This is a genomic window from Sutcliffiella horikoshii (assembly GCF_008180725.1).
GTDB lineage: Bacteria > Bacillota > Bacilli > Bacillales > Bacillaceae_I > Sutcliffiella_A > Sutcliffiella_A horikoshii_B.
Window position 1 is genome coordinate 63,906 of sequence record NZ_VTEV01000002.1, and the last position, 18,120, is coordinate 82,025.

Sequence of the window (18,120 nt, forward strand, 5' to 3'; positions counted from 1 at the left end):
GGGCATAAAAAAAAGGTACGGGAATTCCCGTACCTTTTTACAATCCTTATTCAGCGGAGAAGATTTCTTCAATCTCATCTAGCATGATGTTTGCAGCTTTTACACCACCAGCTGTGTTCCAGATGATGTCACTTACTTTGTGAGCATTTCCTTCTTTAGCAGCTGTTAGGTTTTGCCAAAGTGGATCCTTTGTCCATTCTTCTTCTACTGCAGTTGAATCAGCATAAGTGAAGTAGAATAGTTTATCCGCGTCCATTTTAGGGATTAATTCTTTATCTACTTCTACAGCAAAGTTACCCATCTTGTTGTCAGCTGTAAATAATTCTTCTTGGTGCGCCGCACGTTTGAAACCGATTTGGTCAAGTACAACTCCGGAGAATGAATCTGTCCAGTAAATACGAGTTGGACGAGAGCTGAAGCGAACAACGGAAACTTCTTGGTTTACTTTATCTCCAAGCTTTGCTGTTAAATCTTCCACTTTCTTATCATATGCTGCAATTACTTCTTTCCCTTTTTCTTCTTGATTCAAAGCTTTAGCATATAACTCAAAGTTGATTTTCCAGTCACCAGCTAGGTCCTCAGCGAAGACAGTTGGAGCAATAGCATTTAATTGATCGTATAGTGCTTCTTGGCGGACTTTGTTTCCGATGATTAAATCAGGTTTTAATTCCGCGATTTTCTCGATGTTTACTTCGATTTCATCTCCAACAACCTCAACGCCTTCCATGTCCGCGCTGATGTGCTCATACCAAGGATCTTGATCCCAAGACATTACAGCACCTACAGGTTTTACATCAAGTGCCAATAATGCTTCAGTTCCTTCGTTCGTTAAGATAACCACACGCTCTGGAGTTTTTTCTAATTCCGTCGTACCCATCGCATGTTCTACTGTATAGTTCGTAGGTTCTGTTGTTGCTTCTGTTGCTTCATTAGAATTGTTGGATGTATTGTTTGCAGCGTTGTTATTAGTATTACCGCAAGCAGCCAATACAATTAGTGTTAACATTGCAATAGCTAATGTCCAAAACTTTCTTTTCATTTCTTTTATCCCCCTAAACTTATTATGTATAAATAATGTTGATAATCATTATCAACTACTTATTACATTCACTATAATATGGGATGATTAAACTACTGTCAATATTAAATTGAAAATAATTCTCATTATCATTGACGCTTTTTTTAATATCTTCTAAACTAGTAATAGACATAAATTAGGATGGTACGAAAAGTGAGTAGAATAATGGATTGGAAAAGTATAGTGAAATTTGTAGTAGTGACCTTGCTGCTCCTCTTGTTAATGGGGATGAGTATTGTTTTAGGGTATACAGATACAACGGTTAAGTTGGCTTATGAAGCGTTTACCTCCTTTAATGGAAGTAATGAGCATATCATCATCCAATCGGTTCGCTTGCCAAGGGCGCTGATTGCCGCATCTGTCGGAGCCTCCCTGGCAATGGCAGGTGTGTATATGCAGACCTTGACGAAGAACCCTTTGGCATCTCCCGGCATACTTGGGATTAATGCAGGAGCAAGCTTTGCGGTAGTATTTGTCATTTCCTTCTTTAAGGTGGCAGATTTGAGTGTTTTCACATGGGTATCCTTTCTAGGAGCTGCCGTTGCCGCACTAGCTGTTTATTTTATTGGTGGGATAGGTAGGCAAGAATTAACACCTATGAAAATAACCCTTGCTGGGGCTGCCATTACCGCTCTTTTTTCCTCTTTTACACAAGGGATATTGGTCACTAATGAAGCCGCCCTGGATGAAGTCTTGTTCTGGCTATCTGGATCTATCCAAGGGAGAAAACTGGAAGTATTGGCGTCTGTTTTTCCCTATTTATTGGGTGGATGGGTGTTAGCGCTGATTTTAACCCCGATGATGAATGTTTTGGCCATGGGAGATGATGTCGCAAAAGGCCTTGGGGTCAAGGTTGGATTGTTGAAACTAATAGTAGGTGTTCTTGTCATTCTACTTGCTGGCGGATCGGTTGCCGTGGCAGGACCGATTGGATTCATCGGAATCGTGATTCCCCATATTGCCAGACGTATTATAGGTACCGATCATAGATGGCTCGTCCCTTTTGCTGGTTTACTAGGTGGCGTTCTTCTCTTGGCAGCTGACATAGGAGCAAGGTATATCGTCATGCCTCAAGAGGTGCCAGTAGGTGTCATGACCGCATTTATCGGGACACCGTATTTTATTTACATAGCAAGGAAGGGGTTTAACAAAGGATGAAGGGATATCGCAGCTTTCGGATTGGTAAGGACAAGGTATCCCTGCTTTTAGATCAAAATGCACTATTAAAACTTGGAATACTTGTTATTATCACGTGTATCATTTTTATTGTAAGTGTTGGGTTAGGAGACCTTCGCATTCACCCATTTACAGTGGTAAATTTATTTTTTGGAGGCGGGTCAGAGCTCGAACAGCTCGTTGTCTTTCAATTTAGATTACCGAGAATCATCGCCTCTGTTTTAGTCGGGATGGCATTAGCGGTAGCAGGGGGAATTCTGCAAGGAATGATCCGAAATAGCCTGGCTGCCCCCGACACAATCGGTATAACTGCTGGTGCTGGAATGGCAGTCGTGGCATTTCTCTGGCTTTTTAGCGACGATAATTACTCTTTAATCGTCAGCATCAAATGGCTGCCTGTTGCCGCTTTTCTTGGAGCATCTCTAGTAGCATCTGCAGTCTACTTTCTTTCATGGAAGGACGGTGTAACTCCCGTTCGACTTATCCTTATTGGAATAGGTATTTCTGCATTGATGCAGGCGGGAACTACCACATTTATGGTATTAGGTCCCATTTATATGGCTAGTCAAGCGAATATATGGATAACAGGAAGCGTTAATAGCATCACTTGGGAGGATGTAAACGTGCTCCTTCCTGTCACCGTAATCCTCCTAATCCTAGCTTTTCTCTCCGCACGGAATGTAAACGTTCAGTCTTTAGGAGAAGATATAGCTACTAACGTAGGAAGCGCGGTGCAACGTCATCATTTCCTACTACTCATGATCAGTACAGGATTAGTAGGAATATCAGTTTCATTTGCTGGTGGTATCGGGTTCGTCGGACTCATGGCACCACATATTGCCCGCAAGCTGGTAGGTTCCTCGTATGGAGCCCTACTTCCCGTCGCTGCATTTATCGGCGCAAACCTTGTATTGGTAGCAGATTTAATCGGACGGACCCTGTTCTTACCTTCCATCGTACCTGCAGGGGTCTTTACAGCAACCCTAGGTGCCCCATACTTTATCTATCTTTTAATGAAATCGAAGAGGTAAGGGGAGGGGACAGGTAATTCAGCCCGTTTGTCCTAAAAAGTGTAGACGGGTTGGCGTGCCTGTCCTTCCAACCCAAAAGGAGTGAAAACAAACAATGGAAGTAATTTATTTCGCAGGTGGATGTCTATGGGGCGTGCAGGCTTTTATAAAAACATTGCCTGGTGTTATGTTTACGGAAGCGGGAAGAGCGAATGGAACAAGTCATACACTTGATGGAGAGTATGATGGCTATGCGGAGTGTGTAAAAACTGAGTTTGACCCGGATGTTGTAACTGTAACGAGATTAATGGATTATTTCTTTGAGATCATTGATCCGTATAGTTTGAATCAACAAGGTGAGGATGTAGGGGAGAAATACAGAACGGGAGTGTATAGTGAAAAAGGTACACATTTGGAAGAGGCGCGAGCGTTTATTCGTAATCGAGGCGATAATGACAGCATCGTCGTGGAAGTTTTACCTCTTTCAAACTATGTGAGAAGCGCCGAAGAACATCAAGACAGGTTAGCTAGATGTCCGGATGATTATTGTCATATTCCAGAAGAGTTGTTGAGAAAATATAAGTAAGAATGGTACGAGGGGATATATTTAGGAGTAGATAATTCGATTGACTCCAAAGTTCAGGACAAAATGTGTTCGGCACGAACTCGTGGTCCTTCAGCCGGTTTACAGTTTAAAGGGTAGACGGGGCAATGAACCTGTCCATTCTACCCAAAGGAGGCAGCAGCATGCGGAAGTTTGTCAGGCGTTTAAAGTTTATCTTCACCTTTTGGAGGTTCATTCCTTTCCTGATAGATTATTTTAGGTCAAACGAAGTAACAGGGGCTAAAAAGATAGTCGGTGTGGTGCTCCTCCTTGCTTATTTGATTTTTCCGTTCGATTTAATTCCGGATTATCTCCTGTTTTTTGGTGTGTTGGATGATGTGATGGTTGTGACGTTTGTATTGGAGCGGATCGTGAAGATGGCACCGAATTCGTTGAAGGAGAAGTATAAGCTTTTGGATAAATAAAAGGCCCCCAACTCCTGACGATTCGACTTGCCCCAAACCTCAACCTAAAAAGTGTTACGCCTCCAATACGTAACACTTAATTATTTTTCTGCCTTTTTAATGGTTTCTCCTGAGGGCAGTTGAAATAACCTGCTTTTCGGTTCATATATCTTTTGGGAAGGCCATAGCCCGTGATGTCCTGAAAAGAGATAGCTGATTAGACAGGCAACAAAAAAGTATTCTAATCCCTTTCCGTTAAACATCTCCATTGCCAGAAGGAATGCTGCCAGCGGGGTATTAGTTCCTGCACTAAAAGCGGCAATTAAACCTAATGCAGCGACAAAGGACAGAGGTAAGTTAACAAAAGTATGTAAGGCATTGCCTAATGTTGCGCCCATAAAGAATAAAGGAATGGCTTCCCCGCCGACAAAGCCGCTACCAAGCGTTATTGCAGTCAAAGCAAGCTTCGCCAGGAAAGAGAAAGGAGGGACTTCTTCTTTGAAGGATAGTTCTAGCATCTCTATTCCCCGGCCGTTGTAGTCTTGGGTACCAATCATTAAAGTGATGGCTACTACTAAGATTCCTCCAAAAAATGCCCTCTTCATATGATTCTTATTAAAAAGCCTCTCAGAGAAATGTTGTATTTCGTGCCGTAACTGACAATATGTAACGCTGACAAGGCAGAAGATCATGGATAGAAGTATCACTTTCATAAACGTAATAAACGATATTTCTGGTACGCTTTGGATGATAAATTCCTCGTGTTTATGTCCCCATGCACCAATAGTGACATAATGTGCAACAAAGCTCGCCATAAGGCATGGAACCAGTGCTTCAAATTTTAATTTTCCTAATGCGGACATTTCCATTCCGAAAACAACACCTGTTATGGGTGCCCCAAAGGCAGCACCAAAGCCAGCACTTATTCCGCTCATGATGATAATTTTGGTGTCTAATCTGTTTACTTTAAAGAAGTTGTGGACTGCCGAGGCTACACTGCTCCCCATTTGAATAGCTGCCCCTTCTCTTCCTGTTGAGCCCCCCAAGATGACAGTAATAAAAGTCCCAATATAGACGATTGGCCCCATTCTCATCGGCACTTTTTTTTCTCCATGAACGGCGTCGATTACGAGGTTGTTTAATTCGGCAGTGTCATTTAACGTATGATTCAGAAAAACTTTTCCATAATTCATATATAGGTAACCGATGATTATACCTCCAAAGGGGAGAAGGAGGATTAGCCAATCGTTTTGTAATCGTACATCTCCGAGATAATCATTCGTTTTCAAAAGGAAAGTAGTGATTGAGCCCACTAATAAACCAATTATGCCTCCAAAGAAGCTCCATTGAGCAAAAATTGCAAAAAAGCTTTTATACTTTAAAAACATTCACCAATCACTCGTTTCTAACCAGTAATAATATACAAATTTAGTCTTGCCCAATGGACTAAAATTATTTTGGGGAATTTGGAGGGAAGAAATATTAGCAAGTGAATTGTATTCCTGTTACGGTGATAGGTGGTTTTTAGGGGGAGGACTAGGTGGTATTTCCCTTCAGATGATAATAAGATTTTCCCAAAAAGTAGGCAATTCTATTAATTTAGATGCTATAATAATGAAAGTTATTGGAATTAAATAGAAAATTTAAGAACTAATTCTCATAGATTGCATATTAAAAATCTAACTCAGGAAAGTACTCTGCATGTGGGTAAGACTAGTTGTGATAGTATTAAAGGAGGATTTTGTTTTTGTTAGTTTTATTTAATGATTTATTTTTCAATCTTTGTGTGTTAACTTCATTAATTTTTATCTATTTGCAAATAAGATGGAAAATTGAATTAGATAAAAGAAATAAGATAATTTCTATTTTAATAGATGGGTTTGCAGGAGGATTGTTGGGTTTTATACTAATGTATTATTCCATTCAAGTCACACAGGAAACAATGGTCGACTTGCGTTTCATTCCAGTCATGCTAATTATTATGTTTTTAGGAGTCCCTCAAGCCCTTATTAGTTCTGTATTAATAATTATAGGCAGATTTATATTTGGATTCACTACTTCTGCTATTGCAGCGTTCATCCTGATGGGTATATTGCTTATCGGTTTTGTATTAATAAATAAAGTGAGTGTTAAATATAACGTAGATCGTCATTCTTATAGGAAAAGTTTAGTAATGATTATATTTTCCAATATGGTATTTAGCATCATTATTTCCTTGCTGGTTAAGGATTACGGCGTTTTGACAAGATTAATCCCTTCTTATTGGGCAGTCTCCATTATAGGTGGGCTTACATCTGTTTTCTTTGTAAAATATATACGAAAAACGCAATATCTCTTAATGAAGTATGAAAAGGAATCTACCATTGATTTTCTTACCGGATTAAATAATGTGCGTCAGTTTGATACAATTTGGAATATGTTGAGTAGTAATGCTATTGCAAAAGGTGAAAAATTATCGTTATTAATTATTGATATTGACCATTTTAAATTTGTGAATGATACATACGGACACCCAGTAGGTGATACAATTCTATCCGAATTGGGGAAAATCCTAAAAAATACTACTCGCTCGTTTGATGTGGTTTCTAGAAATGGAGGAGAGGAGTTTTCCGTTATTTTGCCTGACAGCCCGCATCCTCATGCAATGGAAATAGCGGAGCGTATCAGAAAAGCAGTAGAAGCATACAAATTTAATATTTCTGCTAAAGAATCAATATCCATAACAGTTTCCATAGGTGTAGCAACTTACCCAGAAACCGTAAGTGAAACAAACGAAATGGTTTATATTGCGGATGAGTGTTTATATAAGGCAAAACGAACAGGCAGAAATAGAGTGTGCGACAATACTTATGAAGTGATGAAGATAAAATATCAATAAGAGCCGTTTAGAATGGACAGGTGTGATCATATTTTTACTATGAGGTGAAGACTTTGACGGGGAAATTAGCTCATTTTCTAAAAGAAATGTCTTGTCCAATATATCGATGCATTATTGGTCGCAGTGTCTGTCCCTTTAACTCGTAAGTCAATAAGCTTATACAGGATGTGAATGAGATGAATGCTTTTTTAAAGAATGCTTACCAGTCGCATCATGCACTGGAGATAATTTTTTCATCTTTGCGTTGGTTTTTTCTTGTTCTATCGATTGTAGTCTTTGCTATTCAACATATCAATAATCCTGTTGAATGGAAGATTACTTTATTTGTATTATTAGTTATTTTCGGCTTTCTATATATGGGTATATCGGATTACTACTTGCATAAGTCACCTGAAGGCTCCAAGATGTATGTCATGATGACAAAGGGTGGACCGTTTTTTGACTTTGTTGCGTTCTCAGCCTTAGTCCCATTAACCGGTGGCTTGGATAGTCCACTATTTCCTTTAGCCTATTTAATTATTTTGCATGTCGCTGTTTATTGGCGCTTTCTAGGTGGTATGATTGCAGCTGGTTTCTTTACGCTAGTGTACTCGGTCATTTTTTTCGTGCAAGCGCAAGAAGCCACTTCCGTACATAGCATGATTCACTATGTTAGTGCGGTGCTTTTTCTACTCCTCATTGGTGGATTGGGAGGCATCATCGTTTCTAGAGAGCGTAAACATCAGTGGGAAAATAGCTTGTTGGTGGAAGCGGCAAATCGCGATTATCTTACCAATCTAGCAAATCACCGTTCTTTTCAGGAATGCTTACGTAATGACCTCCTTGACCAAAAATCCTTCTACCTCGCTCTAACAGATATTGATAAATTTAAAGCTATTAATGATAAATATGGACATGTTACGGGAGACAAAGTGCTGCGGAGAATTGGGGAAATCCTGACTTCTGTACTTTCTAACAAAGAGGGAAAAGCTTTCCGTTATGGAGGAGAAGAGTTTGCCCTTATTCTCTATTACGCAGAAGAATTTGATGTAAAAAAAGTGCTTGATGAAATGAAACAAGCAGTAGCCAGTCATGTTTTTTACGACAAAGGGGAAGCATTCACCGTCACCATGAGCTTTGGTTCGGCTAAACAAAACGGAGAACGTCCGAACCAACTAGTGGAAAAAGTAGATAAACTTCTCTATGCAGCAAAAAACGGTGGAAGAAACCGGATTGTGTTAGCAGAGGTTGGATAAAAAAGGGGTGATAGGAAGTGTGGATTTTACAGAGATTTTTTAAAAATGTAATCAAAACAAATAATTTTGCTATAGTCCTTGTGTCCATTTTAGTTATTGCAGGAAGTTCACTCACTATGCATCTATTAGAGCCGGACACATTTCCAACTGTATTCGAAGGATTATGGTGGACGATGACGACGGTTACTACTGTAGGGTACGGGGATGTGTCTCCCACAACAGTGGAAGGAAAGACTTTTGCCATGTTTTTATTTATCTTTGGTATTGGTCTTATCGGTGTCTTGATAGGAAAAGTGGTAAATTTATTATCACTGTATAGTAAATGGAAGGGGGAAGGGAAATTGAGTAGTAAGAAAACTAATCATCTTGTTTTTGTAGGGTGGACAGATAAGACAGAAAGAGCAATGGCTGAGATATTAGAAGATAACGAGAATGCGCAAATTGTATTAATAGATTCTAAAAAAACAAATCCTTGTGATTTGGAAGTTGATTATGTACAAGGAGATGCAAGTGAAGATGCCATCCTGCTAAAGGCGAACGTTCTAGAGGCAAAATCTGTGACCATTTTCTCTGATGACATGATAGAAGATGCTTCGCTTTCGGATGGAAAAACATTGTTAGTCGCATCGTCTGTAGAACGGCTTTCCAAGATACATAATCGTAATATCTATACGATCGTGGAAATTAGAAAAGAAAAAAGTATCCCAAACTTCTCCCATGCTAATGTAGATGAATTTGTCATTTCTGGTGAAACGGCGTCTCGGTTATTGGCAAAAGCTACCATGTACCACGGTTCGTCGCATTTATTTAGACAACTTACCAGCAGAATGCACGGAGATAATATTTATGAAATTGCTGCTGACCCTGCTTGGAACACCTATAGGCAAGCATTTCATGAAATCCTTGATAAAGGAGCGACATTATTATCGAGTGGAAAAGAGCTGGACATCAATAGAAGGCTGGATGAGAAGATTCCAAATGACGCAAAACTATATATCATCTGTGATAAACATACCTATGAATCGAAGTTTAAAGTGGTATAAATAGATAAAAGCTCAAAGCGACGACGAATGCTTTGAGCTTTCTTATTTTAATAGGTTAAGGAACTGGCAATAATCCAGCCGATGGACAAGGAGAACATCATCAATAAGATGCCCACAGACACACGGTCCTCATTAATTGCATCCTTAATGCTGTAATTGATGGTGACAACTTCAGCTAGTACGTAAAAGACGATTTGCGCCACGATCCCAATAACTCCCCAGATAACCATATCCAAGAAAGATACAGAATGTGCAATGGCGGATCCGATGACAAATGCCAAACCGAGCAGTTTTCCGCCCATCACCAGTGCTGCTGTTGTATTTCCTTGTGAAACAAGTTTAATTTTCTCATTCCTAGAAGTTAAATCGAACAAAAATAAACCAATAAACAGTAAAACAAACGCTGTGCCAGCATATAAACCAAAAGACGCTAAATAGCTACCCATTTCCAATCACTCCTTCGTATGTTTAAACCCTACAGGCATAAAATAAGATAAATTATCAATAATTTGTTTTCCTAAACGGTATCCAAACGCACTTGCTTGTTCATTCACAAGAAAAGCACCAATCATCATATGACCGTCTTTCTCCCCGTTATCTGTTTGAAACGAAATTTTTGGCAAATCTATATACTCTTGGTAGACCTGCACATAATCTACATAACTATTGTTTGGATCTTCCTCTACCTTTTCCCCTGAATGTGCGTAAATTTTGACAGAATCGCCTTCTCTCCCAAAGGTCGGCTTTTCCACGTACTTTTTCCCTGCAGTCAGAAAAGGGGTGGGTTCTAAGTAGGTAGCGAGAAAATACTCGCGAATCCACTCATGCTCCTCTTGTGTAAAATAATCGCTATTCTGTTCATGAAGCCCCCAAATAATGGCTTGCACCGCCTTGGATTGTAGTAGAAAGGCACTTAATGGATTAACGATGGCAAGCTTCTTTAAGCGGACCAAATCTAACAACTGCAGACCAACATTCGCACCAGTTTCCTGATCCTTATCCAATATGAGCGATTCTATCGGGAATGTCTGGCGATACAAGACATCAATCTTCCTTCCTTCTTCATCCAACAATGCTTCCCCTTCAATGATTTTCAGCTTGTGCAGGGGAACATAATGGGCAGGAAGCTTACAAATATCTTTTAAATATAAGACCGTTTGTTTATCCTCGAAATTTTCATCATGGGAAGTAAACACAATGTTTGGGAATTCCTTTTTACCCAAAACCTGATAGCTTTCAAAAATTGCATTCTTTACAGATCTTCCTAAGCGCTCCTCTTCTTGGGCATTAGGGTCAAACCGATTAAACTCTTTACAAACTTCCCCGTTCATTTGAAACAATTCTTTAATAAACGTTGGCGTGTCACTATTAATCTCCAAAACTTTATATGTATCTTTCGTTTTTACCAGATCCACTCGGGAGATTACGGATTCAGCTTCCATCTCCTTGATTGACAGGAATGGAAGGGTCTCTTTTGGATACCCAAGTTCGAGAAGGGTTTCTTCTTCAAGTCCCCGCAGCAGCTTTGCCATTTTCGAAAAAATTCTCCCTACTCTATTGGTCACTTTACGAATGTGCGCAGCTTCTTCTTCATCTATTTCATAAAGGGAATAGAGGGCGTATTCCTGGCCATACAAATTGCTCCAGAAGGCAGGGAACTTTGCATAAAACTCCTCTCGAGCAGTTTGATATACTTGCTCTTTCATCTAACTCATCCTCCACTATAAGAGGAACCACTGCCAAATCCCTTACTTGGTGTTGTATTGGATTGAAAAGAAGAGCTGTTTCGATAATTCTTATAAGACGAATCCTTTTTTAAGGAAGACTTACTCCCAAAAAAGCTCCCTCCGTGATAATAGCTGCGATAATGGCTGGATGATTCATCGTCGCATTGATAGACGCCCTCTTCATTATCCCACTCATACTCATTACAACGGTCATCTAATGGCTCTGGGGGCAGCGAACTAACTTCCTCCGTATTGGAGCCGCAACCTGTCATACCCAAAGCGAATATCGTGGCAGAAACACTACTTAATACTTTTTTTGTCTTTGTCATGAGGATTACTCCTTTCTTACTTAATCGACTAAACTAATAGTAACAAAAATAGGAAATGAATAGGAGAAAATTTTAATAATTTGGCAGAAGAATCTACGTAATTTTGCTATGATGAACATATATGACAATAAAGACAGGTAGGTGTACCCCTAATGGAACTGATTTATTACTTACACGATCGAGGCAACTATGACCCCATTTACGAATACAAAAAGGGAAAAATTAGCGAAGATGAAATATTTGCAAGACAGCTGTGCACTTTTTTTATAAAAGAAGGAATTCAATATAAATTAATATGCAATGAGGGCTCCTTAGATAACAGCACCGAAACAATTACGGTAGAAAAAGATGAGGTAGCAAGGAATTTCTATAAGGAAAAATCATACCCTGCCGGCATTCACATGGAGTTTCGCGAATTTAAATACCTTCAAGATATGCCGCTCCTTCACACACAACCATTGGAAAGCCACTGGGAAGCCATCAAATTTTTGTTAAAGGATATTGTTCACCTCCCTGGAATTGGGGAATGCCATGTCGATTCCACCGAAATTGATGAAGACCGACAATGCTATGTTTTCTATATACAAAAGATTGTGAAAGAAGCATAGGAAATTTACCATTACCCTATATCTTATTTGTAAAATATTGCTATAATTAACCATATGTGAACTCAGTAAAGGGGAGAATGGGATGGCAGAGATGAATGATAACCCGTTATTAAAAAGAGACGAAAATAAACCAAAGGTTAAAGTAGAAAGAAAAGAAGGGGAACCCACGGCAGCCTTTAAAGGCGCAAGTTGGGCAGCCCTTGTGGTTGGTGTTTCCGCTTATTTAATCGGCCTGTTCAATGCTACAATGGAACTGAATGAGAAGGGCTACTACTTTGCCGTATTGGTTTTCGGCCTGTATGCAGCCGTGTCCTTACAAAAAGCAGTACGAGATCGGGAAGAGGACATTCCTGTTTCTGGCATCTATTACGGGCTCAGTTGGTTTGCCCTTATTGTTTCCATCTCCTTAATGGCAATCGGCCTCTATAATGCCGGAAGTATCATTTTAAGTGAAAAAGGATTTTACGGTATGTCCTTTGTACTCAGCTTATTTGCAGCCATCACCATCCAGAAAAACATTCGAGACACGCAAAACGCAAGAGAAAGAGATTAATAGCACAAGCGGTACAGTGAGCTACAGCTACTTGTAGAGGCTTGCAGTACCGTTCTCTTTTTTGCTCCAGACAGTTTAAAATAATCAGATAATACGGTGTAATCTGGTGAAAAGTTAGCCCGAAATGTGATATGATAGAGATTAAGATGGACAAAGTATGTTTTTAGGTAGCGTTATGCCTTTAGGATGCTAGAAGCAATAGCGCCTGCTCTTTTTTATAAATTTAGGGGATGTGTAATGATGAGCAACATGCAGAATAAAACAGACGTTATCTTAATTGGTGCCGGTGTCATGAGCGCAACTTTAGGTTCATTATTAAAGGAAGTTGCACCAGATTGGAATATTAAAGTGTTTGAAAAGCTAGCAAGTGCAGGGGAAGAAAGCTCGAATGAGTGGAATAATGCAGGAACGGGACATGCAGCATTATGCGAGCTGAATTATACGTCGTTAAAAGCGGACGGAACGATGGATATCAGCAAAGCGGTAAAGGTTAACGAGCAGTTCCAACTTTCACGCCAATACTGGTCCTATTTAGTCAAACGAAACCTAATCAGCAACCCACAGGACTTTATTATGCCAATTCCACATATCAGCTTTGTGGAAGGAAAAGAAAATGTTACATTTTTGAAAAAACGGATGGAAGCGCTATCAGTAAATCCGCTTTTTAAAGGAATGGAATACTCCGAAGATCCGAAAAAGCTGAAGGAATGGATGCCGCTTATGATGGAAGGCCGCACCTCAACGGAGCCAATTGCGGCAACAAAGATCGACTCTGGTACAGACGTGAACTTCGGTGCGTTGACGCGCATGCTGTTTGACCACTTGGAGAAAAACAATGTAGACGTTCATTATGAGCACAGTGTAGAAGATCTTAAGCGTGCAAGCGACGGTTCATGGGAATTAAAAATTCGTAATATGAAAACTGGTCAAGTGGAATATCACCATGCCAAATTCGTATTTATCGGCGGGGGTGGGGGTAGTCTGCCACTGTTGCAAAAAACTGGTATCCCGGAATCCAAAAATATCGGTGGATTCCCAGTTAGCGGACTGTTCCTAGTATGCAACAATCCTGAAGTAGTAGAAAAACATCACGCAAAAGTATACGGAAAGGCAAAGGTAGGAGCGCCGCCAATGTCTGTTCCGCACCTTGATACTAGATACATTAACAACAAAAAGAGCCTGCTGTTCGGCCCATTTGCAGGTTTCTCACCGAAGTTTCTGAAAACCGGCTCCAACCTAGACTTGATCGGCTCCGTAAAGCCATATAACGTCATGACCATGCTTTCGGCTGGATTCAAAGAAATGTCGCTGACCAAGTATTTGATTCAACAGGTGCTATTATCCAATGAAAAGCGCATTGATGAGCTGCGAGAGTTTATCCCCAACGCTAAAAGCGAAGACTGGGAGATCGTTGTCGCAGGTCAACGTGTTCAAGTCATCAAGGACACGGAAGCAGGCGGAAAAGGTACTCTTCAATTTGGTACTGAAGTGGTTAGTGCATCCGATGGTTCCATAGCGGCATTGCTCGGTGCTTCTCCAGGAGCTTCCACTGCGGTTCACGTTATGCTCGAAGTATTTGAAAAATGCTTCCCTGAGCAAATGTTTGAGTGGAAAGAGAAAATCCAAGAAATGATTCCTAGCTATGGCGTATCTTTAGTTGATAATCCTGCGCTATTTGATGAGCTTTTCGCATCCACGGCGGAAACCCTCTTTCTTAGTGACGGGAAGGAGCAAAAGGCGCTATCCTTTCATTAAGTTTAGATTAAATGGTAAAACCTTCGATCCTTTTGGGGATTGAGGGTTTTTTGTTTGGTGGAGGGGGCCTTTTGATAGCAAGCCTGCATTTTTCAGAGCGGGAAACTTGAGTTGGAGATTCAAACTTCAGTATGCTAGAAGTATTAAGATACGAGAGGGTGTTCTTTATGAAAACAGGTAAACGGCATATCAGAGACCATTGGAAGGTGCAATATAAAAATCCAGGATACCCCCATGTTCAGCAAGGTTGGATCTTGCCTCCAGACCGAATGCGAGAGTACGATCCATTCATACTGATGGCAGACGATTGGTTCAAACGAGGAACCTTCTCCGACCACCCTCACCGCGGTTTCCAGACTATCACCTATGTGGTGGATGGCAGGCTTGAGCATACCGACAATCAGGGTGGACACTCTGTGTTGCATGCAGGAGATGTTCAATACATGAATGCCGGGAGTGGTGCTCGCCATGCGGAGGAAGCGGTTGATGAGGATGTCATTCATACGTTGCAGCTCTGGCTGAATTTGCCGAAAAGCTTGAAGCAGACACAGTCCTCTTATCAGAATGTACTTTTGGAAGAAGCTCCTTGGGTGGAGTTAAAAGGTGGTAATTTACGAGTTTACTCGGGAAGTGCAGAGGGCGTGACAGGTCCGATGAACTCATTGGTCCCCATTAATATGTTTGAGCTTTATTTACGCGCGGGTGAGCGATACTCTCTTGAATTGCCTGCAAATCACAACGGTCATGTTTATATGCTCCAAGGCGAGATGACATTTGGTGGTGGTGAGGGGGCTGTAACATTGGGGAAAACCGAGGTGGGGTTGCTGACTTACGATGAGGCCGCTGACGATGGTGCGGTCGATACGCTGGAGATCACGGCGGTGGCTCAGGAGCGATCTCGGGTGCTTATTTATACAGGTAAACCTATTGGGGAACCTATAGTTGCAAGAGGTCCTTTTGTGATGAACACGGAGGAGGAGATTGTGGAGGCGTTTGAGGATTTTAGAGCGGGGCGGTTTGGTGGGAAGGTTTAGGGATTATAGGAGCACTCTATCTGCCTGAAACCTTGTTAGGAACAAGGGAATTGGCTAATAGGAGCGCTCTATCTGCCTGAAGCTTGGTTCAAACAGGCAGCTCGGTCAAATAGGAGCGCTCTAAATGCCTGAAGCTTGGTTCAAACAGGCAGCTCGGTCAAATAGGAGCGCTCTAAATGCCTGAAGCCTGGTTCAAACAGGCAGCTCGGTCAAATAGAAGTGCTCTAAATGCCCGAAGCCTGGCTGAAACAGGCAGCTCGGTCAAATAGAAGCGCTTAAATGCCCGAAGCCTGGCTGAAACAGGCAGCTCGGTCAAATAGGAGCGCTCTAAACGCCCGAAGCCTGGTTCAAACAGGCAGCTCGGTCAAATAGGAGCGCTCTAAACGCCCGAAGCCTGGTTCAAACAGGCAGCTCGGTCAAATAGAAGCGCTCTAAACGCCCGAAGCCTGGCTAAAATAGGTAGCTCGGTCAAATAGAAGCGCTCTAAACGCCCGAAGCCTGGCTGAAACAGGCAGCTCGGTCAAATAGGAGCGCTCTAAACGCCTGAAGCCTGGTTAAAATAGGTAGCTCGGTCAAATAGAAGCGCTATATTAAGCTCATCAAAGCTAACATACAATCATTTGTAATAACTCCAACGACGATTACCAATTTTAGAAAAATGCTTATCCAATATACGCCTTATCACCTTCTCAGTAACCCCTTTCCCACACCAATCAAAAATACCACTCGTAGTGATCTTTCTTTCCGGAAACAACATCCTAAACTCCCCCACATGCCTTAACACAACCTCCTCCAACGTCTCCACCCTATCACACCTCATACACCGCGCCGACCGCCCCTCAACCACCACAGACAAGGAAGAACACCTCGCGCACACCAATCCTTTCCGAACTTGATCATAGGAATACTCCGGCAAAGTCTTAAAAGGAGAGTCCGAAATATGCAGAGAGGTTAATTTCTCAGCAAGCGCAGCGTGCATGTTATTTAGCTTGAAAGAAGTTTCCTTCTGCAAGCCCTTCAGGTATCTGTTTATTTGGGAAGGATGAATAAAAGGTTTATCAGGAGGTGATTGATACAGGGTGAATTCGGAGTTGATGAAAACTATGGAAGCAAGAATGGGTAAGGTAAAGCCGTAACTACTTAGCAGTTGGCGGAGCAAAGAGTGGCATCGATTCAGTTGAGTCAGGGGGTTGGTAACTTCATAATCTTTGGAGTTTGTTTTTAAGTGAAGTTGATCGGTGCGAGCGTCATACATGTAATCCCCTTCAAAATTCTTCACTTCAAAAAGGTAAGCATTCCGAGGGGTAATAATAAGCGAGTCAATCTGAAAAATGGTGTTATTATGCTTAAGTAAAAGGTCATTTACCACAAGATGGTCGCCATCCACCTTTTCGGTCAAAACATCAAACATGCACTCCCCTTCATATCCTTTCTCCATATTCCACAAATATTGCTTTTCCTTCTCAAGAAGCGTCATTCGCGCCGCCAGAGCTAAATAGAGTTGCATTTCGACAGACACAGTACGCGATTTAACTAGCATATCCCACATCCTTTTCTCATAGTCTACTTAACTATAACAGTTCTCCTAATTAAAATATAGAATTTTCAAACAATTCTATTTCCTTATTTTACCCTCTAATTTTGATAGTCTATTAAAACCCTTTCAGTTATGATGAATGAAGTATGTTTTATTGGAGGAACTGAATGATTAAATTAATGGCGGATTCAACTTGTGATTTATCAAACGAAGTGTTGGAGATGTATGACATTAGTCTGGCACCTTTAAGTATAAATATTGAGGGAAAAACATATAAGGACCGAGTGGACATTGAGCCAGATGAATTTTACGGAATGATGGAGGCGCTTTCGGAATTTCCGACGACGGGTATGCCCAGTCCGGTGGAGTATTTGGGAATTATTAAGGAGGCTGTTGAGAGCGGCTACAAAGAAATTCTGTGCATTTGCATGTCGAGCGGCACAAGCGGGTCCTATCAGTCGGCAGAATTGGCCAAAGGATATTTCTTTGAAGAATACCCAGATTCTCCTGTGAAAATTCATGTGGTAGATTCAAAGTGTATGAGTCACGGAAGCGGCTGGCTTGTGCTAAAGAGTGCGATGATGAGGGAGAATGGCGCATCTTTTCAGGAGTTAGTAGATTTTAATGAGAGCCACAAAACCAATGTGAAGCACTTCCTGTCCGTGGATGACCTGGACCATTTAATCAAAAGTGGTAGGCTGACGAATGCGAGTGCATTCCTTGGAAAGTTATTGATGCTGAAACCGATCATGACGATGAAAAATGGTAAAGGGGCCATTGTCGCAAAAGAGAGAGGCTTAAAAAGGGTCCTCAAGCATTATGTGGAAGAGTTTAGTAAGCGAATGGACAAAAAGGTGACAGATTTTATCATTATCGGGTATACGTCAGATATCAAGATCGCGGAGAATCTGAAAATAAAAATAGAAAATGAAACAGATTTCACAGGGACCATCCACATCATGCAGATGGGAGTATCTGTTGGAACACATGTTGGACTTGGAGCACTTTCCATGTTCTTTGTAGAAAATAATGGATGACCACCTACTCCAAAGGTGGTTTTTTTATGTGAATTTTTATCCTTGACTCTTTTATGGTAGTGTAAATATATCAAAATATTAGTGGGAATTTTACTAAAGGAGGGTTTTAAAA

18 protein-coding genes are annotated in these 18,120 nt (G+C 41.0%); 12 read left to right on the forward strand and 6 right to left on the reverse strand.

The window, feature by feature from the left end; genetic code table 11:
* Positions 1 to 46 precede the first annotated feature (46 nt).
* A complete protein-coding gene (locus tag FZC76_RS04280; RefSeq protein WP_148987043.1) occupies positions 47 to 1,039 on the reverse strand; it encodes an ABC transporter substrate-binding protein in 993 nt (330 codons plus the stop codon).
* A 204-nt stretch (positions 1,040 to 1,243) separates the two neighbouring features.
* On the opposite strand from FZC76_RS04280, the gene FZC76_RS04285 reads away from it, so the two are divergent.
* The 4 genes from FZC76_RS04285 (at position 1,244) to FZC76_RS04300 (ending at position 4,293) form a co-directional block, all read left to right on the forward strand.
* Entirely contained in the window at positions 1,244 to 2,236 is a 993-nt protein-coding gene (locus tag FZC76_RS04285; RefSeq protein WP_148987491.1) for a FecCD family ABC transporter permease, read from the forward strand.
* Positions 2,233 to 3,285, forward strand: coding sequence for a FecCD family ABC transporter permease (locus tag FZC76_RS04290; protein ID WP_148987044.1), 1,053 nt, complete (start codon positions 2,233 to 2,235; stop codon positions 3,283 to 3,285). The genes FZC76_RS04285 and FZC76_RS04290 overlap by 4 nt, the downstream gene beginning before the upstream one ends.
* 94 nt (positions 3,286 to 3,379) lie before the next feature.
* Complete coding sequence (locus FZC76_RS04295; protein WP_148987045.1) at positions 3,380 to 3,850, forward strand: peptide-methionine (S)-S-oxide reductase; 471 nt, start codon at positions 3,380 to 3,382, stop codon at positions 3,848 to 3,850.
* 161 nt (positions 3,851 to 4,011) lie between these two features.
* A complete protein-coding gene (locus FZC76_RS04300; protein ID WP_148987046.1) occupies positions 4,012 to 4,293 on the forward strand; it encodes a YkvA family protein in 282 nt (93 codons plus the stop codon).
* Between the two features lie 80 nt (positions 4,294 to 4,373).
* Here the strand turns inward: FZC76_RS04300 and FZC76_RS04305 are convergent, their stop codons facing one another.
* Positions 4,374 to 5,660, reverse strand: a complete 1,287-nt coding sequence (locus FZC76_RS04305) for a chloride channel protein (RefSeq protein WP_148987047.1) — start codon at positions 5,658 to 5,660, stop codon at positions 4,374 to 4,376.
* A gap of 359 nt (positions 5,661 to 6,019) precedes the next feature.
* Here FZC76_RS04305 and FZC76_RS04310 point away from each other — a divergent pair, with 359 nt between their 5' ends.
* The 3 genes from FZC76_RS04310 to FZC76_RS04320 all read left to right on the forward strand — a co-directional run bounded on the left by FZC76_RS04310 (position 6,020) and on the right by FZC76_RS04320 (position 9,428).
* Positions 6,020 to 7,150, forward strand: a complete 1,131-nt coding sequence (locus FZC76_RS04310) for a GGDEF domain-containing protein (protein WP_262372394.1) — start codon at positions 6,020 to 6,022, stop codon at positions 7,148 to 7,150.
* A 176-nt stretch (positions 7,151 to 7,326) separates the two neighbouring features.
* Positions 7,327 to 8,385: a GGDEF domain-containing protein gene (locus tag FZC76_RS04315; protein ID WP_148987049.1), complete on the forward strand. Its 1,059-nt coding sequence runs from the start codon at positions 7,327 to 7,329 to the stop codon at positions 8,383 to 8,385.
* 17 nt (positions 8,386 to 8,402) lie between these two features.
* Positions 8,403 to 9,428 carry a potassium channel family protein gene (locus tag FZC76_RS04320; protein WP_148987050.1) on the forward strand — a complete coding sequence of 342 codons (1,026 nt, stop codon included), beginning with the start codon at positions 8,403 to 8,405 and terminating at the stop codon, positions 9,426 to 9,428.
* 47 nt (positions 9,429 to 9,475) lie between these two features.
* Here FZC76_RS04320 and FZC76_RS04325 read toward each other — a convergent pair whose 3' ends face one another.
* Genes FZC76_RS04325 through FZC76_RS04335 form a run of 3 tightly spaced genes read right to left on the reverse strand, consistent with a single transcriptional unit; the run spans position 9,476 to position 11,484 of the window.
* The gene (locus tag FZC76_RS04325) at positions 9,476 to 9,874 is read right to left on the reverse strand and encodes a DUF350 domain-containing protein (RefSeq protein WP_148987051.1); all 399 of its coding nucleotides are present in this window, start codon (positions 9,872 to 9,874) and stop codon (positions 9,476 to 9,478) included.
* 6 nt (positions 9,875 to 9,880) lie between these two features.
* A complete protein-coding gene (locus FZC76_RS04330; RefSeq protein WP_148987052.1) occupies positions 9,881 to 11,134 on the reverse strand; it encodes a glutathionylspermidine synthase family protein in 1,254 nt (417 codons plus the stop codon).
* 5 nt (positions 11,135 to 11,139) lie between these two features.
* Positions 11,140 to 11,484 carry an aminotransferase yhxA gene (locus FZC76_RS04335; protein ID WP_148987053.1) on the reverse strand — a complete coding sequence of 115 codons (345 nt, stop codon included), beginning with the start codon at positions 11,482 to 11,484 and terminating at the stop codon, positions 11,140 to 11,142.
* A 152-nt stretch (positions 11,485 to 11,636) separates the two neighbouring features.
* On the opposite strand from FZC76_RS04335, the gene FZC76_RS04340 reads away from it, so the two are divergent.
* From FZC76_RS04340 to FZC76_RS04355, 4 genes are all read left to right on the forward strand, one after another.
* Positions 11,637 to 12,092 carry an RNA helicase gene (locus FZC76_RS04340; protein WP_148987054.1) on the forward strand — a complete coding sequence of 152 codons (456 nt, stop codon included), beginning with the start codon at positions 11,637 to 11,639 and terminating at the stop codon, positions 12,090 to 12,092.
* Positions 12,093 to 12,174: 82 nt separating this feature from the next.
* Positions 12,175 to 12,645 carry an inner membrane protein YiaA gene (gene yiaA / locus FZC76_RS04345; RefSeq protein ID WP_148987055.1) on the forward strand — a complete coding sequence of 157 codons (471 nt, stop codon included), beginning with the start codon at positions 12,175 to 12,177 and terminating at the stop codon, positions 12,643 to 12,645.
* A gap of 240 nt (positions 12,646 to 12,885) precedes the next feature.
* On the forward strand, positions 12,886 to 14,400 hold the full coding sequence (locus FZC76_RS04350; protein ID WP_148987492.1) for a malate:quinone oxidoreductase: 1,515 nt from the start codon (positions 12,886 to 12,888) through the stop codon (positions 14,398 to 14,400).
* A 131-nt stretch (positions 14,401 to 14,531) separates the two neighbouring features.
* Positions 14,532 to 15,434, forward strand: coding sequence for a pirin family protein (locus tag FZC76_RS04355; protein ID WP_392396811.1), 903 nt, complete (start codon positions 14,532 to 14,534; stop codon positions 15,432 to 15,434).
* A gap of 616 nt (positions 15,435 to 16,050) precedes the next feature.
* Here FZC76_RS04355 and FZC76_RS04360 read toward each other — a convergent pair.
* On the reverse strand, positions 16,051 to 16,974 hold the full coding sequence (locus tag FZC76_RS04360; RefSeq protein WP_148987056.1) for a nuclease-related domain-containing protein: 924 nt from the start codon (positions 16,972 to 16,974) through the stop codon (positions 16,051 to 16,053).
* A 164-nt stretch (positions 16,975 to 17,138) separates the two neighbouring features.
* Between FZC76_RS04360 and FZC76_RS04365 the strand changes: the two genes are divergently transcribed.
* Complete coding sequence (locus tag FZC76_RS04365) at positions 17,139 to 18,008, forward strand: DegV family protein (protein ID WP_148987057.1); 870 nt, start codon at positions 17,139 to 17,141, stop codon at positions 18,006 to 18,008.
* Positions 18,009 to 18,120: the final 112 nt, after the last annotated feature.